General features: G+C 52.3%; 22 protein-coding genes and 1 pseudogene. 15 read left to right on the top strand and 8 right to left on the bottom strand.

Going from position 1 to position 24,801, the window contains the following annotated elements; all coding sequences use genetic code 11:
* Window positions 1-9: 9 nt before the first annotated feature.
* Window positions 10-57 (bottom strand): annotated as a pseudogene (locus H9644_RS17080) (hypothetical protein).
* Between the two features lie 253 nt (window positions 58-310).
* Between H9644_RS17080 and rhtA the strand changes: the two are divergent.
* From rhtA to ybiO, 6 genes are all read left to right on the top strand, one after another.
* Entirely contained in the window at window positions 311-1,198 is an 888-nt protein-coding gene (gene rhtA, locus H9644_RS17085) for a threonine/homoserine exporter RhtA (protein ID WP_064530113.1), read from the top strand.
* Window positions 1,199-1,496: 298 nt separating this feature from the next.
* Window positions 1,497-2,000, top strand: coding sequence for a DNA starvation/stationary phase protection protein Dps (dps, locus tag H9644_RS17090; protein WP_064530112.1), 504 nt, complete (start codon window positions 1,497-1,499; stop codon window positions 1,998-2,000).
* Window positions 2,001-2,557: 557 nt separating this feature from the next.
* Window positions 2,558-3,304: a glutamine ABC transporter substrate-binding protein GlnH gene (glnH, locus tag H9644_RS17095; protein ID WP_001516049.1), complete on the top strand. Its 747-nt coding sequence runs from the start codon at window positions 2,558-2,560 to the stop codon at window positions 3,302-3,304.
* 108 nt (window positions 3,305-3,412) lie between these two features.
* Window positions 3,413-4,072 carry a glutamine ABC transporter permease GlnP gene (gene glnP / locus H9644_RS17100; protein WP_061090926.1) on the top strand — a complete coding sequence of 220 codons (660 nt, stop codon included), beginning with the start codon at window positions 3,413-3,415 and terminating at the stop codon, window positions 4,070-4,072.
* Window positions 4,069-4,791, top strand: coding sequence for a glutamine ABC transporter ATP-binding protein GlnQ (gene glnQ / locus H9644_RS17105; RefSeq protein ID WP_064530111.1), 723 nt, complete (start codon window positions 4,069-4,071; stop codon window positions 4,789-4,791). The genes glnP and glnQ overlap by 4 nt, the downstream gene beginning before the upstream one ends.
* Window positions 4,792-5,050: 259 nt before the next feature.
* Window positions 5,051-7,276, top strand: coding sequence for a mechanosensitive channel protein (gene ybiO / locus H9644_RS17110; RefSeq protein ID WP_191775569.1), 2,226 nt, complete (start codon window positions 5,051-5,053; stop codon window positions 7,274-7,276).
* Here ybiO and rlmF read toward each other — a convergent pair.
* Window positions 7,273-8,199 carry a 23S rRNA (adenine(1618)-N(6))-methyltransferase RlmF gene (gene rlmF / locus H9644_RS17115; protein ID WP_064530109.1) on the bottom strand — a complete coding sequence of 309 codons (927 nt, stop codon included), beginning with the start codon at window positions 8,197-8,199 and terminating at the stop codon, window positions 7,273-7,275. The genes ybiO and rlmF overlap by 4 nt on opposite strands.
* Before the next feature lie 275 nt (window positions 8,200-8,474).
* On the opposite strand from rlmF, the gene mcbA reads away from it, so the two are divergent.
* The 5 genes from mcbA (at window position 8,475) to ybiJ (ending at window position 13,035) form a co-directional block, all read left to right on the top strand.
* Entirely contained in the window at window positions 8,475-8,735 is a 261-nt protein-coding gene (gene mcbA / locus H9644_RS17120) for a DUF1471 family periplasmic protein McbA (protein WP_191775571.1), read from the top strand.
* A 263-nt stretch (window positions 8,736-8,998) separates the two neighbouring features.
* Complete coding sequence (locus tag H9644_RS17125; protein ID WP_191775580.1) at window positions 8,999-11,281, top strand: catecholate siderophore receptor Fiu; 2,283 nt, start codon at window positions 8,999-9,001, stop codon at window positions 11,279-11,281.
* A gap of 212 nt (window positions 11,282-11,493) precedes the next feature.
* Window positions 11,494-12,171 carry a PKHD-type hydroxylase YbiX gene (gene ybiX, locus H9644_RS17130; RefSeq protein WP_191775582.1) on the top strand — a complete coding sequence of 226 codons (678 nt, stop codon included), beginning with the start codon at window positions 11,494-11,496 and terminating at the stop codon, window positions 12,169-12,171.
* Between the two features lie 73 nt (window positions 12,172-12,244).
* Entirely contained in the window at window positions 12,245-12,511 is a 267-nt protein-coding gene (gene ybiI / locus H9644_RS17135) for a C4-type zinc finger protein YbiI (RefSeq protein WP_191775584.1), read from the top strand.
* Between the two features lie 263 nt (window positions 12,512-12,774).
* Window positions 12,775-13,035 (top strand): DUF1471 family protein YbiJ, encoded by a 261-nt coding sequence (gene ybiJ / locus H9644_RS17140; RefSeq protein ID WP_064530104.1) that lies wholly within the window; start codon window positions 12,775-12,777, stop codon window positions 13,033-13,035.
* A gap of 228 nt (window positions 13,036-13,263) precedes the next feature.
* On the opposite strand, the gene hcxB is transcribed toward ybiJ, so the two are convergent.
* From hcxB to rhlE, 6 genes are all read right to left on the bottom strand, one after another.
* Window positions 13,264-14,349, bottom strand: a complete 1,086-nt coding sequence (hcxB, locus tag H9644_RS17145) for a hydroxycarboxylate dehydrogenase HcXB (protein WP_135522967.1) — start codon at window positions 14,347-14,349, stop codon at window positions 13,264-13,266.
* 140 nt (window positions 14,350-14,489) lie between these two features.
* Window positions 14,490-15,452, bottom strand: a complete 963-nt coding sequence (ybiB, locus tag H9644_RS17150; protein WP_191775586.1) for a DNA-binding protein YbiB — start codon at window positions 15,450-15,452, stop codon at window positions 14,490-14,492.
* Window positions 15,453-15,479: 27 nt separating this feature from the next.
* A complete protein-coding gene (gene dinG, locus H9644_RS17155) occupies window positions 15,480-17,630 on the bottom strand; it encodes an ATP-dependent DNA helicase DinG (protein WP_191775588.1) in 2,151 nt (716 codons plus the stop codon).
* Between the two features lie 170 nt (window positions 17,631-17,800).
* The gene (locus H9644_RS17160) at window positions 17,801-18,082 is read right to left on the bottom strand and encodes a type II toxin-antitoxin system RelE/ParE family toxin (RefSeq protein WP_191775590.1); all 282 of its coding nucleotides are present in this window, start codon (window positions 18,080-18,082) and stop codon (window positions 17,801-17,803) included.
* Window positions 18,082-18,522, bottom strand: a complete 441-nt coding sequence (locus H9644_RS17165; protein ID WP_191775592.1) for an antitoxin PaaA2 family protein — start codon at window positions 18,520-18,522, stop codon at window positions 18,082-18,084. Before H9644_RS17165 ends, H9644_RS17160 begins: the two co-directional genes overlap by 1 nt.
* A gap of 155 nt (window positions 18,523-18,677) precedes the next feature.
* Window positions 18,678-20,042: an ATP-dependent RNA helicase RhlE gene (gene rhlE / locus H9644_RS17170; protein WP_191775594.1), complete on the bottom strand. Its 1,365-nt coding sequence runs from the start codon at window positions 20,040-20,042 to the stop codon at window positions 18,678-18,680.
* A gap of 228 nt (window positions 20,043-20,270) precedes the next feature.
* On the opposite strand from rhlE, the gene cecR reads away from it, so the two are divergent.
* The 4 genes from cecR to H9644_RS17190 are packed head-to-tail and all read left to right on the top strand — an operon-like array spanning window position 20,271 to window position 24,795.
* A complete protein-coding gene (gene cecR / locus H9644_RS17175) occupies window positions 20,271-20,942 on the top strand; it encodes a DNA-binding transcriptional regulator CecR (protein WP_191775596.1) in 672 nt (223 codons plus the stop codon).
* 2 nt (window positions 20,943-20,944) lie between these two features.
* A complete protein-coding gene (gene hlyD, locus H9644_RS17180; protein ID WP_001334148.1) occupies window positions 20,945-21,940 on the top strand; it encodes a secretion protein HlyD in 996 nt (331 codons plus the stop codon).
* A complete protein-coding gene (locus tag H9644_RS17185; RefSeq protein ID WP_191775598.1) occupies window positions 21,933-23,669 on the top strand; it encodes an ATP-binding cassette domain-containing protein in 1,737 nt (578 codons plus the stop codon). Before hlyD ends, H9644_RS17185 begins: the two co-directional genes overlap by 8 nt.
* The gene (locus tag H9644_RS17190; protein WP_000070112.1) at window positions 23,662-24,795 is read left to right on the top strand and encodes an ABC transporter permease; all 1,134 of its coding nucleotides are present in this window, start codon (window positions 23,662-23,664) and stop codon (window positions 24,793-24,795) included. The genes H9644_RS17185 and H9644_RS17190 overlap by 8 nt, the downstream gene beginning before the upstream one ends.
* Window positions 24,796-24,801: the final 6 nt, after the last annotated feature.

Below are 24,801 nucleotides of genomic sequence, written 5' to 3' on the forward strand. Positions count from 1 at the left end.
TATCAAAAATTAATGGGAAACTCTTCGCGATTTGTGATGTCTAACGGGCTATTTCATGTAACAGAACGTTTCCACATGCCGCTATCCATCTAAATTTAAATCATTTTTTCAGTGAGCTGCTTAAGTATTACGCATATTTTCACTGCCATTCATCCAGATTATTCCTAATCACCAAGCTGATGAATCAATCAATCCTGGCGCATTTTAGTCAAAACGGGGGAAAATTTTTTCAACAAATGCTCAACCAGTTTTGGTTATATCCAGTACACTCCTCGCTTTATCTGACTATACACATTTATGGGGGGAACGGATGCCAGGGACATTACGTAAAATGCCGGTCTGGTTACCGATAGTCATATTGCTCGTTGCCATGGCGTCTATTCAGGGTGGGGCTTCATTAGCAAAATCGCTTTTTCCATTGGTTGGCGCGCCGGGCGTGACTGCACTGCGTCTGGCACTGGGAACGCTGATTCTTATCGCATTCTTTAAACCGTGGCGATTGCGGTTTGCCAAAGAACAGCGCTTGCCGCTGTTGTTTTACGGCGTCTCACTGGGTGGAATGAACTATCTTTTTTATCTTTCTATTCAGACCGTGCCGCTTGGGATTGCGGTGGCGCTGGAGTTCACCGGGCCACTGGCAGTGGCGCTGTTCTCTTCTCGTCGCCCCGTAGACTTTGTTTGGGTTGTACTGGTGGTTCTCGGCCTGTGGTTCCTGCTGCCGCTGGGGCAGGATGTTTCACATGTCGACCTGGCTGGCTGTGCGTTGGCGCTCGGTGCCGGTGCTTGTTGGGCTATCTATATATTAAGTGGGCAACGCGCCGGGGCGGAACACGGCCCGGCGACGGTGGCAATCGGCTCGCTGATTGCGGCGCTTATTTTCGTGCCGATTGGCGCATTCCAGGCCGGAGAGGCACTCTGGCACTGGTCGGTTGTTCCATTGGGTCTGGCTGTCGCTATCCTCTCTACCGCTCTGCCCTATTCCCTTGAGATGATTGCGCTCACCCGTTTGCCGACACGGACATTTGGTACGCTAATGAGTATGGAACCTGCGCTGGCTGCCATTTCCGGAATGATTTTCCTCGGTGAGACATTGGCGCCAATACAACTGCTGGCCCTCGGCGCGATTATTTGTGCCTCAATGGGCTCAACGCTGACAGCGCGCAAAGAGACTAAAATTAAAGAATTAGATATTAATTAAACCTGCCTTTCTGCATGGTTATGCATAACCATGCAGAATATTACACGAATCCTCCTCCCGTCCTTTTTTATATATCTTGTTCTCCAAAAACCTATTCTCTGTGAATAGTTCGCGTAAAAAAGAAAATAAGAATCGTTGCTGGCAATATACATAACTATGTGAATTTATATGGTTTTTATTTTTTACGCTTGTTACCACTATTAGTGTGATAGGGACAGCCAGAATAGCGGAACACCAGGGCGGTGCTATACTTAGTCTCGTTAATTACTGGGACACAACATCAAGAGGATATGAAATTATGAGTACCGCTAAATTAGTCAAAGCAAAAGCGACCAATCTGCTTTATACCCGCAACGATGTCTCTGACAGCGAGAAGAAAGCGACAGTTGAGTTGCTGAATCGCCAGGTTATCCAGTTTATTGATCTCTCTTTGATTACCAAACAAGCGCACTGGAACATGCGCGGCGCTAACTTCATTGCCGTGCATGAGATGCTGGATGGTTTCCGTACCGCACTGACCGATCATCTGGATACCATGGCAGAGCGCGCGGTGCAGCTAGGCGGCGTTGCCCTTGGTACCACTCAAGTTATTAACAGCAAAACCCCGCTGAAAAGCTACCCGCTGGATATCCACAGCGTACAGGATCACCTGAAAGAACTGGCTGATCGTTACGCGATTGTTGCCAACGACGTGCGCAAAGCGATTGGCGAAGCGAAAGATGACGACACCGCAGATATCCTGACCGCCGCTTCCCGCGACCTGGATAAATTCTTGTGGTTTATCGAGTCTAATATCGAATAACTCCATCGCTGATGAATTCAGATGGTTGATAAAGTGCGCTTGTTCATGCCGGATACGGCGTGAACGCCTTATCCGGCCTACAAAAACAAGCAAATTCAATATATTGCATGAACTATGTAGGCCTGATAAGCGTAGTGCATCAGGCAGTTTTGCGTTTGTCATCGGTCTTAATCCATCGCTAATAGATTTAGAAAGCGGCTTCCTGACAGGAGGCCGTTTTGTTTTGCTGCCTGCTTCTACGCACTTTTTTAGTGCATCCCGTCGCCCTTCCCTTCCGATAAAGTAATTTTTTTGTATCAACAACATCACACAATCGTTACATAAAGATTGTTTTTTCATCAGGATTTACGCTAAATAATCACTGTGTTGACTGCACTATTTTAGCGCACCACTTTGGCGCCCCAGAATGGTGCAATCCAACGGTGTTGCCTCATAAATCGTGCAATGAGTTTTCATCGCTTTTCGAAAAATCAATGAGTTGCAAAACTGGCACGATTTTTTCATATAGGTAAGTGTTACGCAGGGGATCGTCCCGTGGATAGAAAAAAGGAAATGCTATGAAGTCTGTATTAAAAGTTTCACTGGCAGCACTGACCCTGGCTTTTGCGGTTTCTTCCCATGCCGCAGATAAAAAATTAGTTGTCGCGACAGATACCGCTTTCGTTCCGTTTGAATTTAAACAGGGCGACAAATACGTGGGCTTTGATGTCGATCTGTGGGCGGCAATCGCCAAAGAACTGAAGCTGGATTACGAACTGAAACCGATGGATTTCAGCGGCATCATCCCGGCATTGCAAACCAAAAACATCGATCTGGCGCTGGCGGGTATCACTATTACCGACGAGCGTAAAAAAGCGATCGATTTCTCTGACGGCTACTACAAAAGCGGCCTGTTAGTGATGGTGAAAGCGAACAATAACGATGTGAAAAGCGTGAAAGATCTCGACGGAAAAGTGGTTGCTGTGAAGAGCGGCACGGGCTCCGTTGATTACGCGAAGACGAACATCAAAACCAAAGATCTGCGACAGTTCCCGAACATCGATAACGCTTATATGGAACTGGGTACTAACCGCGCAGACGCCGTCCTGCACGATACACCAAACATTCTGTACTTCATCAAAACCGCCGGTAATGGCCAGTTCAAAGCGGTGGGTGACTCTCTGGAAGCACAGCAATACGGTATTGCTTTCCCGAAAGGTAGCGACGAGCTGCGTGACAAAGTCAATGGCGCGTTGAAAACCCTGCGCGAAAACGGAACTTACAACGAAATCTACAAAAAATGGTTCGGTACTGAACCGAAATAATTACTGCCTTTAATTTATGGCCCGGTGGCCTTTTGCATACCGGGCCTGCGTTTCGCCCAGCCAGTCTTCTGGCTCAGGGTATTTACACCACGGTAACAGGAACAACATATGCAGTTTGACTGGAGTGCCATCTGGCCTGCCATTCCGCTTCTGATTGAAGGCGCCAAAATGACCCTGTGGATTTCTGTCCTCGGTCTGGCTGGCGGCCTTGTAATCGGCCTGGCGGCAGGTTTTGCACGCACCTTCGGTGGTTGGATAGCCAACCACGTCGCGCTGGTCTTTATTGAAGTGATCCGCGGCACACCTATCGTCGTCCAGGTGATGTTTATCTACTTCGCCCTGCCGATGGCGTTTAACGACTTACGCATCGACCCGTTTACTGCGGCGGTGGTCACCATCATGATCAACTCCGGCGCGTACATTGCGGAAATCACGCGTGGTGCGGTGCTGTCAATCCACAAAGGTTTTCGTGAAGCAGGACTGGCGCTCGGCCTTTCACGTTGGGAAACCATTCGCTACGTGATTTTACCGCTGGCACTGCGCCGCATGCTGCCACCGCTGGGTAACCAGTGGATCATCAGCATTAAAGATACCTCATTGTTTATTGTTATCGGCGTGGCGGAACTGACCCGTCAGGGGCAAGAAATTATTGCCGGTAACTTCCGCGCCCTTGAGATCTGGAGCGCCGTTGCGGTGTTCTATTTGATTATTACCCTGGTGCTGAGTTTTATTCTGCGTCGTCTGGAAAGAAGGATGAAAATCCTGTGATTGAATTTAAAAACGTCTCCAAGCATTTTGGTCCTACCCAGGTGCTGCACAATATCGATTTGAACATTGCCCAGGGTGAAGTGGTGGTGATTATCGGGCCTTCCGGTTCCGGTAAATCGACTCTGCTGCGCTGCATCAACAAACTGGAAGAGATAACCTCCGGCGATCTGATTGTCGATGGTCTGAAAGTTAACGACCCGAAAGTTGACGAGCGTTTGATTCGTCAGGAAGCGGGCATGGTGTTTCAGCAGTTTTACCTTTTCCCACATCTGACGGCGCTGGAAAACGTGATGTTTGGTCCGCTGCGTGTACGTGGTGCGAACAAAAAAGACGCGGAAAAACTGGCTCGTGAACTGCTGGCGAAAGTCGGTCTGGCGGAACGCGCCCACCACTACCCTTCCGAGCTTTCTGGTGGTCAGCAACAGCGTGTGGCGATTGCCCGTGCGCTGGCGGTAAAACCGAAAATGATGCTGTTCGATGAACCGACATCAGCTCTTGATCCGGAACTGCGCCATGAAGTGCTGAAGGTTATGCAGGATCTGGCTGAAGAAGGGATGACGATGGTGATCGTGACCCACGAAATCGGTTTTGCCGAGAAAGTGGCTTCGCGCCTGATCTTTATCGACAAAGGCCGGATTGCAGAAGATGGCGATCCACAGGTGTTGATCAAGAACCCACCGAGCCAGCGTTTACAGGAATTTTTACAGCACGTCTCTTAATAAGACACATTGCCTGATGCGCTACGCTTATCAGGCCTACAGGATATATAGCAACTTATTGAAATTGCATGAACTTGTAGGACAGATAAGGCGTTCACGCCCATCCGGCAAAAAAGCCCGCACGTTGTCAACAACCTGCTAAATGTCCCTTCCTCCCTTTCACCCGAAAGGGAGGCACACCAGATTCCTCTCATTTAAAATCGCCCCTCCCCCAGCATCTATACTTATCTTTTTGCTCTGTTTTCTCACTGGAGGAGTCATGCGGTGGATCCTGTTCATCCTCTTCTGCCTGCTGGGCGCACCTGCCCACGCGGTATCCATACCCGGCGTTACAACCACAGCCTCATCGGATTCAGCCTCAGAACCGGCCCCGGAACCGGATATCGAACAAAAAAAAGCGGCCTATGGCGCACTGGCGGATGTGCTGGATAACGACACATCTCGCAAAGAGTTGATCGACCAGTTGCGTACCGTCGCCGCTACGCCCCCTGCGGAACCGGTACCGAAGATCGTGCCGCCGACGCTGGTTGAAGAGCAAACCGTGCTGCAAAAGGTCACCGAAGTCAGCCGTCATTATGGTGAAGCCCTTTCCGCCCGCTTCGGGCAACTTTATCGCAATATCACCGGCTCCCCGCATAAACCGTTTAATCCACAAACCTTCAGCAATGCGCTGACCCATTTTTCAATGTTAGCGGTGTTAGTGTTTTGTTTTTACTGGCTGATTCGCCTGTTCGCACTGCCGCTGTATCGCAAAATGGGCCAGTGGGCGCGGCAAAAAAATCGCGAGCGCAGTAACTGGTTGCAGCTCCCGGCGATGATTATCGGGGCGTTTATTATCGACCTGCTGTTATTGGCTTTGACGTTATTTGTCGGTCAGGTTTTAAGCGATAACCTGAATGCGGGCAGTCGCACCATCGCCTTTCAACAAAGTTTGTTCCTTAATGCTTTCGCCCTGATTGAATTTTTCAAAGCGGTTTTACGCCTGATTTTCTGCCCGAACGTGGCGGAGCTGCGCCCGTTTAACATCCAGGATGAGAGCGCCCGTTACTGGAGTCGCCGCCTGAGCTGGTTAAGCAGTCTGATAGGTTATGGCCTGATCGTGGCAGTGCCGATTATCTCTAATCAGGTGAATGTACAGACAGGCGCGCTGGCAAACGTGGTAATCATGCTGTGTATGACTGTCTGGGCGCTGTACCTGATCTTTCACAATAAAAAAGAGATCACCCAACATTTGCTCAACTTTGCGGAACACTCGCTGGCCTTTTTCAGCCTGTTTATCCGCGCCTTTGCGCTGGTGTGGCACTGGCTGGCAAGCGCCTATTTTATCGTGCTGTTTTTCTTTTCGTTGTTCGATCCGGGAAACAGCCTGAAATTTATGATGGGCGCGACGGTACGCAGCCTGGCGATTATTGCTATCGCGGCGTTTGTTTCCGGCATGTTTTCCCGCTGGCTGGCGAAGACCATCACTCTCTCGCCACATACTCAGCGTAGCTATCCGGAACTGCAAAAACGGCTGAACGGCTGGCTGTCGGCGACGCTGAAAACGGCGCGTATTCTGACGGTCTGCGTGGCAGTTATGTTGTTGTTGAGCGCATGGGGATTATTCGATTTCTGGAACTGGCTGCAAAACGGTGCGGGGCAGAAAACCGTGGATATCCTGATCCGCATCGCGCTCATTCTTTTCTTCTCGGCGGTTGGTTGGACAGTGCTCGCCAGTTTGATCGAAAACCGGCTGGCTTCAGATATTCATGGCCGTCCGCTGCCCAGCGCCCGCACGCGTACCCTGCTGACGCTGTTTCGCAACGCGCTGGCGGTGATCATCAGTACCATCACCATCATGATTGTGTTGTCGGAAATCGGCGTCAATATTGCGCCGCTGCTGGCAGGTGCCGGGGCATTAGGTCTGGCTATCTCTTTCGGTTCGCAAACGCTGGTGAAAGATATCATCACCGGGGTATTTATTCAGTTTGAAAACGGCATGAATACCGGAGATTTAGTTACCATCGGGCCGTTGACGGGTACGGTGGAACGGATGTCAATTCGCTCCGTTGGCGTGCGCCAGGATACCGGGGCGTATCACATCATTCCGTGGTCTTCGATTACCACCTTTGCCAACTTTGTCCGCGGTATTGGTTCGGTGGTGGCAAATTACGATGTTGATCGCCATGAAGATGCTGATAAAGCCAATCAGGCACTGAAAGATGCGGTAGCGGAATTGATGGAAAACGAAGAAATTCGTGGGCTGATTATCGGTGAGCCGAACTTTGCCGGAATTGTCGGCTTAAGCAATACCGCGTTTACGCTGCGCGTGTCATTCACCACGCTGCCACTCAAACAGTGGACGGTCCGCTTTGCCCTCGACAGCCAGGTGAAAAAGCATTTCGACCTGGCTGGCGTTCGTGCTCCGGTACAGACTTATCAGGTGCTGCCAGCTCCGGGCGCGGCCCCCGTAGAACCGTTGCCGCCGGGGGAGCCAACGCTTTAACGCTGGCGATTGACAAAACGACGGCGCTGCTCGTCGTTCATAAAGGTCCAGGCTATGAAACGACTCTGCTTTTGCCCCTGGGCCATCTCTTTTTTGACCACCTTCACCGCACCAACATCCGTCAGTGCGCGATAAAGTGGCGGTAAGTTTTCGCCACGAGAAACCAGTGAGGTAAACCACATCACCTGCTTCGCGAAGCCTTTACTCTCTTCAATCATCTTTTTGATAAAGGCCACTTCACCGCCTTCACACCACAGCTCCTGTTGCTGACCACCAAAGTTCAGTGCATCGTCTTTGTTCAGCCCCAGGTTACGGCGTTTACGCTCACTACCAGCCCGTGCCGCAGCGGCGGAATCGTGGAACGGCGGGTTACACAAGGTGGCGTCGTATTGCTCGTTTTTGTGGATGATACCGTTAAAAATTGCCCCGCTCTCTTTCTGCCGACGCAGACGGATCGCACGGTTAAGACCTGGATTAGCACTGATGATCGCCTGCGCGCTGCTTAACGCCTGGCTGCTGGTTTCACTGCCAGTAAAACGCCAGCCATATTCATGTACGCCAATCAGCGGATAAATACAGTTCGCACCAACGCCGATATCCAGAATGCTGGCATTGGCTGGAATCGTTCCTGTTGCTTCTGCCAGTAAATCAGCCAGGTGATGAATATAATCCGCCCGGCCCGGCACTGGCGGGCAGAGGAAACCGTCCGGAATATCCCAGTTCGCCACGGCGTAAAAATGCGCCAGCAATGCCTTGTTGAGCGCCTTCACCGCCAGTGGATTGGCGAAGTCTACGCTTTGTTCCCCGGCAGGAGTAAGCGTGAGGAATTGCTTCAGTTCAGGATTGACCTGACAAAGCGTGGCAAGATCGTAGCGACTGTGATGACGGTTGCGCGGGTGTAACCCCGGTTTCTGGGCAGACATAGCATTCTCCTTTAAGCAGCGGCGTAAGATACCCGCATAACGCTACAGGGTAAATATTTGGCTGCGTTTATCATTTCCAAAAACCTTAGAATGACTATGGTTTATGGCAATTCATCATAAAAATCAGCAGCATGTATCTTATTGATTTGTCTTGTTTTGTAAAAATATATCGTTCAAAAAATAAGCACATCTCTGTCAATTTTTTGCGTCATTTGCATCGCGCAGGCGACCTACACTTATCAGGCACTACCCGTTGTATTTATGAGGATGTCATTATGAGAAAGTGCCTCACACTACTGATTGCCACCGTCCTGAGCGGAATCACTGTCACGGCTTATGCCGCACAACCACTGAGTAACCAGGACAGCGGCCAACTAAGGCCAGCCGGAACCGTTTCGGCAACTGGCGCATCCAACCTAAGCGATCTGGAGGATAAACTGGCAGAAAAAGCGCGCGAACAAGGTGCGAAAGGTTATGTCATTAATTCCGCGGGAGGAAATGATCAGATGTTCGGTACCGCAACCATCTACAAATAACCACACCAACGTAACTGCATTCGCCTCTGGATGCAGTTTTCGTCCATTTTGTAATCAAAAAACATCAAATATGAACTAAATGTAAATAAATGTGTTTCTTTTCGCTTCAGGGGTGATAGAAAATCGCGCCAAGTGATAATGCTTATCAAAATTATTATCACTTGCACGAGCGCTATTACGGGATTAACAGTGGCATCGCATCCGCAGAGATGCTTTCTCGTGACAGTGAAAACTTCAACATATAAGAAAAAGTCACCTGCAAAATGGAAAACAATCGCAATTTCCCTGCCAGACAATTTCATTCGCTCACGTTCTTTGCCGGCCTTTGTATTGGCATCACGCCTGTGGCACAGGCACTCGCCGCCGAAGGGCAAAACAACGCTGATGACACACTGGTTGTCGAGGCGTCAACGCCTTCGCTTTATGCGCCACTTAAATCTGCCGATCCGAAATTCTCCCGTCCGGTAGCGGATACTACCCGCACGATGACGGTGATTTCTGAACAGGTGATTAAAGATCAGGGCGCAACCAACCTTACCGACGCGCTCAAAAACGTCCCCGGCGTGGGTGCGTTTTTTGCTGGTGAGAACGGTAACTCCACCACTGGCGACGCCATTTATATGCGTGGTGCCGATACCTCTAACAGTATTTATATCGATGGCATTCGAGATATTGGCAGCGTTTCGCGCGACACCTTCAATACCGAACAGGTCGAAGTGATTAAAGGGCCGTCCGGCACCGACTACGGGCGCAGCGCGCCGACTGGCTCGATCAATATGATCAGCAAACAGCCGCGTAATGATTCCGGCATTGACGCCTCCGCCAGTATTGGTAGTGCCTGGTTCCGTCGCGGCACGCTGGACGTCAACCAGGTGATTGGTGACACCACCGCCGTACGTCTGAATGTAATGGGCGAAAAAACGCACGATGCCGGGCGCGATAAGGTCAAAAATGAGCGTTACGGCGTCGCCCCTTCCGTAGCTTTTGGCCTCGGTACAGCGAATCGTTTGTATCTTAATTATCTGCATGTCACCCAGCACAACACGCCAGACGGCGGTATTCCAACCATCGGTTTGCCGGGCTATTCCGCCCCTTCTGCGGGAACGGCGGCACTGAATCATTCCGGAAAAGTTGATACGCATAACTTTTATGGGACGGATTCCGATTACGACGATTCGACCACCGACACCGCTACCATGCGTTTTGAGCACGACATCAACGATAACACCACCATTCGCAACACTACGCGTTGGTCGCGCGTGAAGCAGGATTACCTGATGACGGCGATTATGGGCGGGGCATCAAATATTACCCAGCCCACCAGCGATGTGAATAGCTGGACGTGGTCACGCACGGCGAATACCAAAGATGTGAGTAATAAAATTCTCACCAACCAGACCAACCTGACCACCACATTTTATACTGGTTCTATCGGTCATGACGTCAGTACCGGCGTGGAATTTACCCGTGAAACGCAGACCAACTACGGGGTTAATCCGGTGACGTTACCGGCGGTGAATATTTATCATCCTGACAGCAGCATTCATCCTGGCGGCCTGACGCGCAACGGTGCCAATGCCAACGGTCAAACAGATACCTTTGCGATTTATGCCTTCGATACGCTGCAAATCACCCGTGATTTTGAGCTGAACGGCGGAGTTCGACTGGACAATTATCACACTGAATATGACAGTGCTACCGCCTGCGGCGGCACTGGTCGCGGTGCCGTCACCTGCCCAACTGGCGTGGCAAACGGTTCTCCGGTAACCACTGTCGACACCGCGAAGTCTGGCAACCTGGAGAACTGGAAAGCCGGGGCGCTGTATCACCTGACAGACAATGGCAATGTCTATGTGAACTATGCTGTTTCCCAACAACCACCAGGCGGCAGTAATTTCGCTCTTGCACAGTCTGGCAGCGGTAACAGTGCCAGTCGCACCGACTTTAAACCGCAAAAAGCGAAAACCAGTGAGATTGGCACCAAATGGCAGGTGCTGGATAAACGCCTGTTGCTTACCGCCGCGCTGTTCCGTACTGATATCGAAAATGAAGTTGAGCAAAACGATGACGGGACTTACTCACAATACGGTAAGAAACGCGTCGAAGGCTATGAGATATCCGTGGCCGGGAATATAACTCCCGCGTGGCAGATGATTGGCGGATATACCCAGCAAAAAGCGACCATTAAAAATGGTGCGGATGTGGCTCAGGATGGTTCATCATCACTGCCATATACGCCGGAGCACGCCTTTACCTTATGGAGCCAGTATCAGGCAACCGATGATATCTCCGTTGGCGCGGGCGCACGCTATATCGGCAGTATGCATAAAGGTTCAGACGGCGCGGTGGGAACTCCGGCGTTTACCGAAGGTTATTGGGTCGCCGATGCCAAACTGGGGTATCGCGTCAATCGCAATCTCGACTTCCAGCTAAACGTCTACAACCTGTTTGATACCGATTACGTCGCCTCAATTAACAAGAGCGGATACCGTTATCACCCGGGCGAGCCAAGAACCTTCTTGCTCACGGCCAATATGCATTTCTGATTCAGATGTGGGGCGCAGGGCTCACTAATGTTGATGGCGAGAACAGGACTGCCTGATGCGCTGCGCTTATCAGGCCTACAAGGTTGTGCAACACATTGAGTTCACATCATTTGGTAGGCCGGATAAGGCGTTCACGCCGCATCCGGCATGAACAAAGCACCTGCTGTTAAAAATCGGGGTGGGGTGAAAGCCCCACTTTTTGGAGAACTTGTATGATGTACCACATTCCCGGCGTGTTATCGCCACACGACGTCGCGCGTTTTCTTGAACAACTGGAACAAGCCGAATGGGTAGATGGACGCGTCACAACCGGCGCACAAGGCGCACAAGTTAAGAACAATCAACAGGTAGACACACGCAGCGCCCTGTACGCCGCCTTGCAAAATGAGGTACTGAACGCGGTTAACCAACATGCTTTGTTCTTTGCCGCTGCCTTGCCGCGTACCCTTTCCACGCCGCTGTTTAATCGCTATCAGAACAATGAAACCTATGGTTTTCATGTGGATGGCGCAGTACGCAGCCATCCACAAAACGGCTGGATGCGCACTGACCTTTCTGCCACGCTGTTTTTAAGCGATCCAGAAAGCTACGACGGCGGCGAACTGGTCGTTAATGACACCTTCGGGCAACATCGGGTAAAACTCCCGGCAGGCGATCTGGTGTTGTATCCCTCCAGCAGCCTGCATTGCGTGACACCCGTAACCCGCGGCGTGCGAGTGGCATCATTTATGTGGATCCAGTCGATGATCCGCGATGATAAAAAGCGCGCCATGCTGTTTGAACTGGACAACAATATTCAGTCGCTGAAAAGCCACTACGGCGAAAGTGAAGAGATCCTGTCGCTACTCAATCTTTATCATAATCTGCTGCGGGAATGGTCGGAGATCTGACGCTTGAACTGCCCGAGTTCGCCCCTATATTAGCTACACTTAACTGTACAAGCATTGATATGGGGAGGGCGATATGGCATCCGGTTGGGCTAACGATGACGCCGTCAACGAACAGATCAACAGTACAATTGAAGATGCGATTGCCCGCGCTCGGGGTGAAATTCCGCGTGGCGAGAGCCTGTATGAATGTGAAGAGTGTGGCGCGCCCATCCCGCAGGCCCGTCGGGAAGCCATTCCTGGCGTGCGCTTATGCATTCATTGCCAGCAGGAGAAAGATTTACAAAAGCCGGCTCATACAGGATATAATCGCAGAGGTTCGAAAGACAGCCAGTTACGTTAACTACAACAGGCATAATGTAGAGCCAGTATAATTTGTATTTTGCGTGGCATTCCGTGCCTTTAACGCAGCCGTGACCGCCACGTGGTAGAAAGATGATTCATAAATACAACAAATGAATGAATTATCAGCATGTTAGATATCAATCAATTTATTTGAACAAGGTGGTCAATTCTCTTCGATTTTATCTCTCGTAAGAAAACGTGATACTCATCACATCGACGAAACAACGTCACTTAAACAAAATCACCTGCGAGAGATTAATTATGAAAACTATCAAAACTGTTGTTGCTGCTATGGCTCTTTCAACTCTGTCATTTGGCGTGTTTGCGGCGGAGCCGGTAACGTCATCTCAGGCCCAGAACATGAATAAAATCGGTGTTGTGTCTGCCGATGGCGCGTCCACCCTCGATGCTCTGGAAGCGAAACTGGCTGAAAAAGCTGCGGCTGCCGGTGCGAGTGGATACAGCATCACTTCTGCCACCAACAACAATAAATTAAGCGGAACTGCGGTTATCTATAAGTAATTCGTAGGTTGGATAAGACGTTTAGACTGCATCCGACAACAGATGCCTGATGCGACGCTACCCCGTCTTGTCAGGCCTACAAAATCCGAACCGTTGGTCGGATATGGCGTTTACGCTACATTCAGCAAAGGTATTTCCCTGTCTGTTTGCCGACAGACGCATATGCTCTAACCCTCATTGATCCTATGTTACCCTTGTTTGCCCGTCCGACACTGGACGGGCTTTTTTTTAGCTGGCTAACTGCTGACAGAAAGCCTGCAACGTCTCTTCCGGCATACCAACCTGTCGCGCCGCATCACAAATGGCCTGCCAGCTTCCCGCATCCAATGGGATCCCCAACTCCTGCCGTTCGCGACGCGTGTTCACTTCCCACTCACCCGGTAGCAAAATCGGCTTATCTTCATCATGCGGCGAAGCTTTCACCCACTCGGCAAAGGCTTCGGTCTGCGCGCTACAATCCGGCGCGCCGAACAGTTCCGGATTGATGATGATAGTGGTCATGCAGTTAAGAATGGCATCGGGACTGGTTTGTAACGTTTCCTGATGCGTCGTTTTACCGCCAGAAAGCGCCCCGCCAAGAATTTCACACATCGCCGCCAGGGCGTAGCCTTTATGTTCGGCAAAGGTCAACAACGAACCCAACGGCGACTCCTGCATGACCGCCGGATTTGTCGTCGGGACGCCGTTAACATCAATCAGGCAGCCTGGCGGCACGGGGACACCTTTATGCCAGGCGACGCGAGTTTTACCAAATGCGATGGCGCTGGTGGCGTAATCAAGCAACAGTGGGAAATTATCTTTACGTGGGAAAATCACACAGAACGGATTGGTGCCAAAGCGGCTGTCGCGGCCGTGGAACGGTGCAACCATTGGAATACCGACCACGTTAACAAAGTGGATAGAAACAAACCCCGCCGCCGCGCACTGTTCCGCCCAATAACCGATTCGGCCGATATGATGCGAGTTATGTAGCGCCACGGCAGCAATGCCGTGCTGATGCGCTTTCTCAATCCCCAGCGCCATCGCTTCGTGTGCCGCCACCTGACCAAATGCGCGATCGCCATCAAGCGTGACCACAGCCCCCGCCTCTTTGATAATTTTGGCGTGATGGTTGATTTGCAAAGAACCCAGGCGCCAGGAATGCACATAGCTTGGGATCATGCCAATACCATGTGAATCATGCCCAGCCAGATTTGCCGCGATTAAATGATCGGCAACTAATTTTGCTTCCTGTTCCTCGCTCCCCATCTGACGAAATACAGCCTGAATAAAACGGTGTAGCGTCTGCGCATAAAAGCGATGACCACTTTCCATAGTTAACTCCTGTTTATGTTATATGCCTGTTGCTTTTTTATGCTGCGCGCCAGACGCGGGAAGGTCAATAAAGATGCAGGAATTTCATATTGCGGTGGGGTAAAGGCCGGATGACAGTGCTCATCCGGCGGAGAGAAAAATTAAAATGCCTGGTTAACGCGCGCCAGGCCGTCGCTAATGGTTGCCACTTCGCGCGCCGCCAGCAGGCAGCAAGCCATCTGGATTTTTAGTGACTGGGGAATCGGTTCGCTGCCAGCCAGGCAACGTTCAATCCACTGCGCCGTGGTTTTCGGGTCTTTGGCTTGTGGCAGTAGCTCGCTGCCAGCTGTGTCCTGTTTTTCATACAGCACCCGCATCCCTTCACGGCCGATCAAATTGATTTGCGGGCAGCGTTGCGGATTAGCATAAACTTCGCCTTCGGTGCCGTGCATTAACAGTGCCCGTCCGCCAATATCGCTAAAGAATTTCGCGACTCGCCCGATGTATTCCGGATGCGAGACGCTGGAAAGACGCAGCGCCTCACCTTCGGCAAATGGCGTCGCCAGTTTCGCCAGGGTATGTGCACTGTTACGCACGCCCATCCGCCAGCGCATTGCCAGTTGTTTTTCCAGCGGCGGGCAAAACGCGCCAACAGGCATAAAGACAGGTTGATGTTCGTCGAGCTTCGCCTGCGCTTGTCCGGCATGTCGCGTTGGTGCTATCCCCATCAGTTCGAAAATGGTTTCGGTCAACACACGAGTTGGATCCTCGCTGACGCCGTGAACCACCACAGGAAAACCGAGTTTGTGTAGCAGAAGTGCCAGCAACGGCGTCAGGTTGGCCTGTTTACGCGCACCGTTGTAACTGGGGATGACAATCGGCATCGGCTTACCGGCAGGCGGCGTCAGCTTGATAGTGTGATTTTGCATGGCTTCGTAAAAACCAAGCATCTCTGCTTCCCCTTCCCCTTTGATACGCAGCGCAATCAATACACCGCCCAACTCAAGATCAGGCACTTCACCGTTGAGCATATGGGCATACAGACCGCGCGCCGTATCCTGGTCTAAATCGCGCGCGTGGTTTTTCCCGCGCCCGATCTCTTTAATGATTTTGCGATAGTCCATTTACGACTCCTTACCTGACTCACATCATTAACGCCGCCGACGGCGTGGGGATTTCGCTTTTTCTTTCTTTTTAACTATACCTTCAGGGACTTCCGGTTGCTCAATCGGAAATACCGGTAATGCATCCAGTAGTCGCTTGCCATAATTTTTGGTCAACAAGCGTTTGTCGTAGATAACCACTTCGCCCCAGCAACTGTGGCTTCGAATAAGACGCCCGACCTGCTGGATCAGGTTAAACGAAGCGCTCGGCAGGCTTTGCACCTCAAACGGATAGCGATTGAGACTTTTTAGCCATTCGCCTTCGGTGATCACCACCGGACTGTCGATAGGCGGGAAGGCAATTTTATGGATATGCACCTGACTTAGCAGATCGCCTTTCAGATCCAGACCTTCGGCAAAAGACTGTAAACCAACCAGTACGCTGCGCTCGCCGTTAGCAACACGTTTGCGGTGCAGTTCAACTAAGCGATAGCGCGGCTGATCGCCCTGTACCAGCAGCATCAGGCGTAAATCCGTCACATAGTCGAGAAACCGCTGCATCGCACGCCCGCTGGCAAACAGCACTAACATACCGAGATGTTTTTTACTCTCCACCTGCTCACGGAAGAACGCCGCCATTTCAGCAATGTGCTGTTCTTCGTTGTCGATGGAAGGCTCATAGCGCATCCGTGGAATAACAATTTTGCCCTGCTCGCAATGGTTGAACGGTGAATCCAGCGCCACAAAGCGGTCGCCCGCTTTCTCTTTCAGCCCGCTCATCTCCTGCAATCGCGAAAAACTGTTTAGCGAACGCAAGGTCGCAGAAGTGACAATAATGTGCGGAATGCTGCGCCACAGCAGTCTTTCCAGCTGATCGCTGACGCGGATCCCCACGCAGTGAAACCAGAGATGTAACTGCCCGTCACGCTCTTCCCGCGTCGCCCATTTGGTCACTGGCGCACCGGAAGATTGCGCCAGCGAAGCCAGCCGCCAGAGTTTGCTTTGTGCCTCAAACATCCCCAGCGCGCGGTTCATCTGCAAAATCAACCGATGCAGACGCACAATGTCGTGGCTGCCGGTTTTCTCGCTTAAATCATTGAGGAATAACTCCGCCAGCCCACGCAGCATCTCGGTGAGTTTTGCCAGCCGCTGACAGATCTCCAGCACTTCATCAGGCAGTTCGCCCATCGCAAAACGGTGTTCAGCTTCCTGCCCGGCAGGCATATAAAGATTTAGGATGTTGTTTAAAGAGGCAATAAGTTCATACAACTCTTCACAATGCGCATTCAAACGCTCGGGGATCGCCAGCGGTGGGATCGTCTTCGGGCGAAACTGCTCCATGCAGGTAGCGACCAGTTTCGTGAACAAGTCCAGCTGTAGCCGATACCAGGGCGCGGTGATTTCGGCGCTCATCTCCAGCGCATCCCGCGCTACATCTGGCAGGTGATGACCTTCATCCAGCACCAGTAGCAAATTTTTCGGGTCAGGCAATACCGCTTCGCTTTCCATCGCCGCCATCACCAGCGCATGGTTTGCCACCACCACTTCCGCTTCCTGAATTTCCCGACGAGCAACAAAAAACGGGCATTCGCGATAGTAGTAACAGTTGCGGTTGAGGCAGCTGGCTTTATCGGTGCTCAAACGACGCCAGAGATCATCATCAATAGCGATATCAGTATGATCGCGCAGACCATCCCACTTATATGTATCGAGATCGCCCTTCAGCTTGGCACAGCGTTTTTGCTCTTCCTGATTGTTCGGCGTGAGTTCATCGTCGAGAAACGCGAGCAGGTCCTGTTGTGTGGGTTCAGTGCTGGCGAGCGCTGTCAGGTTACGCGGGCAAACGTAGCGCCCACGCCCAAAAGCGGCAGTGAATTTAAGATCGGGAATGATCTTTTTCAGCAGCGGTAAATCTTTGCTGTAGACCTGATCCTGCAACGCCACGTTGGCGGTACTCACCACCAGCGTTTTTTGCTCTTCGCGGGCAATAGCGATGCCGGGGATCAAATAGGAGAGCGTTTTCCCAACGCCTGTGGGAGCTTCAATCGCCAGATGGCGCCCTTCTTCTCCGGCCAGCGTTTTGGCGACGTCCGCAATCATCTGCCGCTGCGGCGCACGGGGAATAAAGTCGGGGATCTGTTCCTGAAGCGCCTTATACCAGGCGGCGATTTGCGCTTTAAGCGCGGCGGTTAATGCCATGAGAAAACCTGAAATACTGTATAAACAGCCATTATTGTGGCATTTTTCGGTTTTCAGGGGTAATGGTTTTTCTGTTTCTGGAAAGCGGCTCGCAATAACGTTTTCTGGATGCGGGGGTTTCCCGCAGCTAAAGAAACATCATTGCGCAGCAAAAGACATTGTACACAGGCTTATTCCGCTGGCGGCCATTGCAGGGCGGTATGCAAAACGCGCAGTACCGAGAGCGTATCGCCCTCCACTTGATAAACAAGCACATAATGCGGTCTGACAACGGCTTCATGAGTACCAGCGACTCGTCCGGCACGATACATTTCAGGGCGTTCACAGGCCTGTTCCGCAATGTTTTCAAATTGATTATCAAGGGCAATTGCCGCTTGCGGATTATCTTTACTGATGTATTCCATGATTTGCTCCCTGTCAGACAGGGACATTGGCTTCCATTCCAGACGCATTAATCCCCCTTCAACAATGCTTTTTTACGGGCAGCAAATAGACTTTTGGCCTCTTCATGAGAGAGCACCGGGCGTGGGTCGTCAATGGCGGCCTGCACCTGTTCACGAAACCAGGCATCATACGCAGCAGCTTCATGAGCACGTTTTAATGCCTCTGCCCTGTCAGGTCGGGTCGTTTTCATCTGACCGTCCGGGTCGTAATTAGAGGCGTCGACTTCAAACCGGGCAATACCAACATCTTTCAGGTAGTTGACAACCGTTTCCAGCCGTTTAAACAAGCGAATTTGCCGACTGCGTTGTGCTGCAAGAGGCCGTTCAGTGTGACCGTATTTCACGGTCAACGACCAGCCGCCCTGGGTGCCAATAACGTGTGCTGCATCCACTACGCCAGATTCAACCAGTTTATGTAAGGTTGAGTGATCAATCGTTTCTGGTGCCATAATGCGCTAACCTCTTTGTATACGGCATGCAATTTATAATTAAAGATAGCGCAATTAATAATAAATTGCATTTTTTGATCGTAAATTCTCCAGGGTGAAATTGCGGTAGAAAGAGACTTGTGGCGAAGATGCCGGGCATAGCCCGGCATAAAAAATTACTGCGCAGCGGCAGGTTTACGCGGACGGCGACGACGTTGTTGTTCGCCTGCCGGTTTGGCATCGCCGAGACGACGAGACGGTTTTTCTGCAGGTTTCGCGCTAGCTGATTTCGCGCCACCTTCTGCACGGCGTGGTTGCTGTTGACCGCGACCACCGCCCTGCCCACGACCGCCGCCGCCACGTTGCTGGCGACCATTCTGGATCGGTTCGGCTTTGATTGACGGGTCCGGCTCATAGCCCGGAATCGCAATACGCGGGATCTCTTTTTTCAGCAATTTTTCGATATCACGCAGCAGCTTGTGTTCATCAACACACACCAGCGACAACGCTTCTCCAGTTGCCGCCGCACGGCCAGTACGCCCGATACGGTGGACATAATCTTCCGGTACGTTTGGCAACTCGTAGTTGACGACGTGCGGTAGTTCTTCAATATCCAGGCCACGCGCAGCGATGTCAGTTGCCACCAGTACACGAATATCGCCCGATTTAAAATCAGCCAGCGCACGGGTACGCGCACCTTGCGATTTATTACCGTGGATCGCCGCACTGCGAATACCATCTTTATTTAATTGTTCAGCCAGATGGTTAGCGCCATGTTTGGTACGGGTAAACACCAGCACCTGCTGCCAGTTGCCTTTACCAATCATGTGTGACAACAGTTCCCGTTTGCGTTTCTTATCGACAAAGTGAACGTGTTGTGTCACCTGAGCAGACGCGGTATTGCGGCGTGCCACTTCAATTTCCAGTGGGTTATGCAGCAGTTTTTCCGCCAGAGCTTTAATATCGTCAGAGAAGGTTGCGGAGAACAACAGGTTCTGGCGCTTCGCTGGCAGTTTAGTCAGCACGCGACGGATATCGTGGATAAAGCCCATGTCGAGCATGCGGTCAGCTTCATCAAGGACGAGGATTTCTATCTGGTCCAGTTTCACCGCGTTTTGATGTTCCAGGTCCAGCAGACGCCCCGGTGTTGCCACCAGCACGTCAACGCCGCCGCGCAGCTTCATCATCTGCGGGTTAATGCTGACGCCGCCAAACACCACCAGCGAACGAATGTTCAGGTATTTGCTGTAATCACGGACGTTTTCGCCAATCTGCGCCGCCAGTTCACGGGTCGGGGTGAGGATCAACGCACGTACCGGACGACGCCCTTTGGCGTGCGGCTCGCGGGAAATCAGGTGTTGCAACAGCGGCAGCGTAAAGCCCGCTGTTTTGCCCGTGCCGGTCTGGGCACTGGCCATCAGGTCGCGGCCTTCCAGCACCGCAGGGATCGCCTGCTGCTGAATAGGGGTGGGTTCACGGTAACCTTGCTCGGCAACGGCGCGCAGGATATCAGGGCTTAAACCCAAAGAATCGAAAGACATAACTACTCCGAACCGCCCCGACCGTTACCGGTGTAGTTTTCAGGGAGATACTGAAAAGGAAAATGACAAAAACCACAATGTCATGAGGGAGCGGAGTGTAGCAGTTTTTGTGACGCGGCGCATAAATTATCCCTATTGCTGGCATTGCAAAAAGAGTTAGCCATACTGGACAACTCCGATAAGGAGTCATAATCTTAATCAATCATTTGATTAAGAATGGACTGTGCGATGAATAATCCCGCCATGACAATCAAGGGTGAACAGGCGAAAAAACAGCTGATTGCCGCCGCACTGGCGCAGTTTGGCGAGTACGGAATGAACGCCACCACCCGCGAAATCGCCGCCCTGGCCGGGCAGAATATTGCTGCCATCACCTACTACTTCGGTTCAAAAGAAGATTTATATCTCGCCTGCGCCCAGTGGATTGCCGATTTTATTGGCGAGCAGTTCCGCCCACACGCCGAGGAAGCCGAACGCTTGTTCGCGCAACCACAGCCGGATCGCGCTGCCATCCGCGAATTGATCCTTCGCGCCTGCAGGAACATGATTCAACTGCTCACCCAGGATGACACCGTCAACCTCAGCAAGTTTATCTCCCGTGAGCAGCTCTCTCCCACGGCGGCCTACCATCTGGTGCATGAACAGGTGATTAGCCCGCTACACAGCCATCTTACGCGTCTGATTGCCGCCTGGACCGGTTGTGATGCCAACGATACCCGCATGATCCTCCATACCCATGCATTACTTGGCGAGATTCTGGCGTTTCGTCTTGGTAAAGAAACGATTCTGTTACGCACCGGCTGGACCGCGTTCGATGAAGAAAAGACCGAACTGATTAACCAGACGGTGACATGTCATATCGACCTGATTTTGCAAGGATTATCGCAAAGGAGTTTGTAGTGATGAAAAAACCTGTCGTGATTGGACTGGCGGTAGTAGTGCTTGCCGCCGTGGTTGCCGGAGGCTACTGGTGGTATCAAAGCCGCCAGGATAACGGCCTGACGCTGTATGGCAACGTGGATATTCGTACGGTGAATCTTAGCTTCCGTGTCGGTGGTCGCGTTGAGTCGCTGGCGGTGGACGAAGGTGATGCCATCAAAGCGGGCCAGGTGCTGGGCGAACTGGATCATAAGCCGTATGAAATTGCCCTGATGCAGGCGAAAGCAGGCGTTTCGGTAGCGCAGGCGCAGTACGACCTGATGCTGGCCGGTTATCGCGACGAAGAAATCGCTCAGGCCGCCGCCGCCGTAAAACAGGCGCAGGCCGCTTATGACTATGCGCAGAACTTCTATAACCGCCAGCAAGGGTTGTGGAAAAGCCGCACCATTTCGGCAAACGACCTGGAAAATGCGCGCTCCTCGCGCGACCAGGCGCAGGCAACGCTGAAATCAGCTCAGGATAAATTACGTCAGTACCGTTCCGGTAACCGCGAACAGGATATCGCCCAGGCGAAAGCCAGCCTCGAACAGGCGCAGGCGCAACTGGCGCAGGCAGAGTTGAATTTACAGGACTCGACGCTGGTCGCACCGTCTGATGGCACGCTGTTAACCCGCGCGGTAGAGCCTGGTACGGTGCTCAATGAAGGCGGCACGGTGTTTACCGTCTCACTGACGCGTCCGGTGTGGGTGCGCGCTTATGTTGATGAACGTAATCTTGACCAGGCCCAGCCAGGGCGCAAAGTGCTGCTCTATACCGATGGTCGTCCGGACAAGCCCTATCACGGGCAGATTGGTTTCGTTTCGCCAACCGCTGAATTTACCCCGAAAACCGTCGAAACGCCGGATCTGCGTACCGACCTCGTCTATCGCCTGCGTATTGTGGTGACCGACGCCGATGATGCGTTACGCCAGGGAATGCCAGTAACGGTGCAATTCGGTGACGAGGCAGGACATGAATGATGCCGTTATCACGCTAAACGGCCTGGAAAAACGCTTTCCGGGCATGGACAAGCCCGCCGTCGCGCCGCTCGACTGTACCATTCACGCCGGTTATGTGACGGGGCTGGTGGGGCCGGACGGTGCGGGCAAAACCACGCTGATGCGGATGCTGGCAGGATTACTGAAACCTGACAGCGGCAGTGCTACCGTGATTGGCTTTGATCCGATCAAAAACGACGCTGCGCTGCACGCCGTGCTCGGCTATATGCCGCAGAAATTCGGTCTGTATGAAGATCTCACGGTGATGGAAAACCTCAATCTGTACGCGGATTTGCGCAGCGTCACCGGTGAAGCGCGGAATCAGACTTTTGCTCGCCTGCTGGAATTTACTTCTCTTGGCCCGTTTACCGGGCGCCTGGCGGGCAAGCTCTCCGGCGGGATGAAGCAAAAACTCGGCCTGGCCTGTACCCTGGTGGGCGAACCGAAAGTGTTGCTGCTCGATGAACCTGGCGTCGGCGTCGACCCCATCTCACGGCGCGAGCTGTGGCAGATGGTGCACGAACTGGCAGGCGAAGGAATGTTAATTCTCTGGAGTACTTCGTACCTCGACGAAGCCGAACAGTGCCGCGACGTGCTTTTGATGAACGAAGGCGAGCTGTTATATCAGGGAGAACCGACGGCCCTGACGCAAACCATGGCCGGACGTAGCTTTCTGATGACCAGCCCGCACGAGGGCAACCGCAAACTACTACAGCGCGCACTGAAACTGCCGCAGGTCAGCGACGGCATGATTCAGGGGAAATCGGTGCGTCTGATCCTCAAAAAAGAAGCCACACCAGACGATATTCGCCACGCCGACGGGATGCCGGAAATCGACATCAGCCAAACCTCGCCCCGCTTTGAAGATGCGTTTATTGATTTGCTGGGCGGAGCTGGAACCTCGGAATCCCCGCTGGGCGCAATATTGCATACGGTAGAAGGTACACCCGACGAGACGGTGATCGAAGCGAAAGAACTGACCAAAAAGTTTGGCGATTTTGCCGCCACCGATCATGTTAATTTTGCCGTCAAACGCGGTGAAATCTTTGGTTTGCTCGGGCCAAACGGCGCAGGGAAATCGACCACTTTTAAGATGATGTGTGGCTTGCTGGTGCCGACCTCCGGCCAGGCGCTGGTGCTGGGAATGGATCTGAAAGAGAGTTCCGGTAAAGCGCGCCAGCATCTCGGCTATATGGCGCAAAAATTTTCGCTCTATGGCAACCTGACCGTCGAACAGAATTTACGCTTTTTCTCCGGCGTGTATGGCTTACGCGGTCGGGCGCAGAACGAAAAAATCACCCGTATGAGTGAGGCATTCGGCCTGAAAAGTATCGCCTCGCACGCCACTGATGAACTGCCCTTAGGTTTTAAACAGCGTCTGGCGCTGGCCTGCTCGCTAATGCACGAACCGGACATTCTGTTTCTCGATGAACCAACTTCTGGCGTCGATCCCCTCACCCGCCGCGAGTTCTGGCTGCATATCAATAGCATGGTAGAGAAAGGCGTCACGGTGATGGTCACTACCCACTTTATGGATGAAGCGGAATATTGCGACCGCATCGGTCTGGTGTATCGCGGGAAGCTGATTGCCAGCGGTACGCCGGACGATTTGAAAGCGCAGTCGGCTAACGATGAGCAACCCGATCCCACCATGGAGCAGGCTTTTATTCAGTTGATCCACGACTGGGATAAGGAGCATAGCAATGAGTAATCCGATCCTTTCCTGGCGTCGTGTGCGGGCGCTGTGCGTCAAAGAGACGCGGCAGATCATTCGCGATCCGAGTAGCTGGCTGATTGCGGTAGTGATCCCGCTGTTACTGCTGTTTATTTTTGGCTACGGCATTAACCTCGATTCCAGCAAGCTGCGGGTCGGGATTTTGCTGGAACAGCGTAGCGAAGCGGCGCTGGATTTCACCCACACTATGACTGGTTCGCCCTATATTGACGCCACTATCAGCGATAACCGTCAGGAACTGATCGCCAAAATGCAGGCGGGGAAAATTCGCGGTCTGGTGGTGATTCCGGTGGATTTCGCCGAACAGATGGAGCGCGCCAACGCTACCGCGCCGATTCAGGTGATCACCGACGGCAGCGAGCCAAACACCGCTAACTTTGTGCAGGGCTATGTCGAAGGGATCTGGCAGATTTGGCAAATGCAGCGAGCGGAGGACAACGGGCAGACTTTTGAACCGCTTATTGATGTACAAACCCGCTACTGGTTTAACCCGGCGGCGATTAGCCAGCACTTTATTATCCCCGGTGCGGTGACCATTATCATGACGGTCATCGGCGCGATCCTCACCTCGCTGGTGGTGGCACGGGAATGGGAACGCGGCACCATGGAGGCTCTGCTCTCCACCGAGATTACCCGCACGGAGCTGCTGTTGTGTAAGCTAATCCCTTATTACTTCCTCGGCATGCTGGCGATGCTGCTGTGTATGCTGGTGTCGGTGTTTATTCTCGGCGTGCCGTATCGAGGGTCGCTGCTGATCCTGTTTTTTATCACCAGTCTGTTTTTGCTCAGTACCCTGGGGATGGGGCTGCTGATTTCCACGATTACTCGCAACCAGTTCAACGCCGCTCAGGTGGCACTGAACGCCGCTTTCCTGCCGTCGATTATGCTCTCTGGTTTTATTTTTCAGATCGACAGTATGCCTGCGGTGATCCGCGCGGTGACGTACATTATTCCCGCACGTTACTTCGTCAGCACCCTGCAAAGCCTGTTCCTCGCCGGGAATATTCCGGTGGTGCTGGTGGTGAATGTGCTGTTTTTGATCGCTTCGGCGGTGATGTTTATCGGCCTGACGTGGCTGAAAACCAAACGTCGGCTGGATTAGGGAGAA

Source organism: Escherichia whittamii (assembly GCF_014836715.1).
In the GTDB taxonomy this organism is placed as follows: domain Bacteria; phylum Pseudomonadota; class Gammaproteobacteria; order Enterobacterales; family Enterobacteriaceae; genus Escherichia; species Escherichia whittamii.

Excerpts from the sequence above, each read along its gene's own strand:
- rhtA (WP_064530113.1), top strand. The coding sequence starts at position 311 with ATGCCAGGGACATTACGTAAAATGCCGGTCTGGTTACCGATAGTCATA.
- dps (WP_064530112.1), top strand. The coding sequence starts at position 1,497 with ATGAGTACCGCTAAATTAGTCAAAGCAAAAGCGACCAATCTGCTTTAT.
- glnH (WP_001516049.1), top strand. The coding sequence starts at position 2,558 with ATGAAGTCTGTATTAAAAGTTTCACTGGCAGCACTGACCCTGGCTTTT.
- glnP (WP_061090926.1), top strand. The coding sequence starts at position 3,413 with ATGCAGTTTGACTGGAGTGCCATCTGGCCTGCCATTCCGCTTCTGATT.
- ybiO (WP_191775569.1), top strand. The coding sequence starts at position 5,051 with ATGCGGTGGATCCTGTTCATCCTCTTCTGCCTGCTGGGCGCACCTGCC.
- rlmF (WP_064530109.1), bottom strand. The coding sequence starts at position 8,199 with ATGTCTGCCCAGAAACCGGGGTTACACCCGCGCAACCGTCATCACAGT.
- mcbA (WP_191775571.1), top strand. The coding sequence starts at position 8,475 with ATGAGAAAGTGCCTCACACTACTGATTGCCACCGTCCTGAGCGGAATC.
- H9644_RS17125 (WP_191775580.1), top strand. The coding sequence starts at position 8,999 with ATGGAAAACAATCGCAATTTCCCTGCCAGACAATTTCATTCGCTCACG.
- ybiX (WP_191775582.1), top strand. The coding sequence starts at position 11,494 with ATGATGTACCACATTCCCGGCGTGTTATCGCCACACGACGTCGCGCGT.
- ybiI (WP_191775584.1), top strand. The coding sequence starts at position 12,245 with ATGGCATCCGGTTGGGCTAACGATGACGCCGTCAACGAACAGATCAAC.
- ybiJ (WP_064530104.1), top strand. The coding sequence starts at position 12,775 with ATGAAAACTATCAAAACTGTTGTTGCTGCTATGGCTCTTTCAACTCTG.
- hcxB (WP_135522967.1), bottom strand. The coding sequence starts at position 14,349 with ATGGAAAGTGGTCATCGCTTTTATGCGCAGACGCTACACCGTTTTATT.
- ybiB (WP_191775586.1), bottom strand. The coding sequence starts at position 15,452 with ATGGACTATCGCAAAATCATTAAAGAGATCGGGCGCGGGAAAAACCAC.
- dinG (WP_191775588.1), bottom strand. The coding sequence starts at position 17,630 with ATGGCATTAACCGCCGCGCTTAAAGCGCAAATCGCCGCCTGGTATAAG.
- H9644_RS17160 (WP_191775590.1), bottom strand. The coding sequence starts at position 18,082 with ATGCGTCTGGAATGGAAGCCAATGTCCCTGTCTGACAGGGAGCAAATC.
- H9644_RS17165 (WP_191775592.1), bottom strand. The coding sequence starts at position 18,522 with ATGGCACCAGAAACGATTGATCACTCAACCTTACATAAACTGGTTGAA.
- rhlE (WP_191775594.1), bottom strand. The coding sequence starts at position 20,042 with ATGTCTTTCGATTCTTTGGGTTTAAGCCCTGATATCCTGCGCGCCGTT.
- cecR (WP_191775596.1), top strand. The coding sequence starts at position 20,271 with ATGAATAATCCCGCCATGACAATCAAGGGTGAACAGGCGAAAAAACAG.
- hlyD (WP_001334148.1), top strand. The coding sequence starts at position 20,945 with ATGAAAAAACCTGTCGTGATTGGACTGGCGGTAGTAGTGCTTGCCGCC.
- H9644_RS17185 (WP_191775598.1), top strand. The coding sequence starts at position 21,933 with ATGAATGATGCCGTTATCACGCTAAACGGCCTGGAAAAACGCTTTCCG.
- H9644_RS17190 (WP_000070112.1), top strand. The coding sequence starts at position 23,662 with ATGAGTAATCCGATCCTTTCCTGGCGTCGTGTGCGGGCGCTGTGCGTC.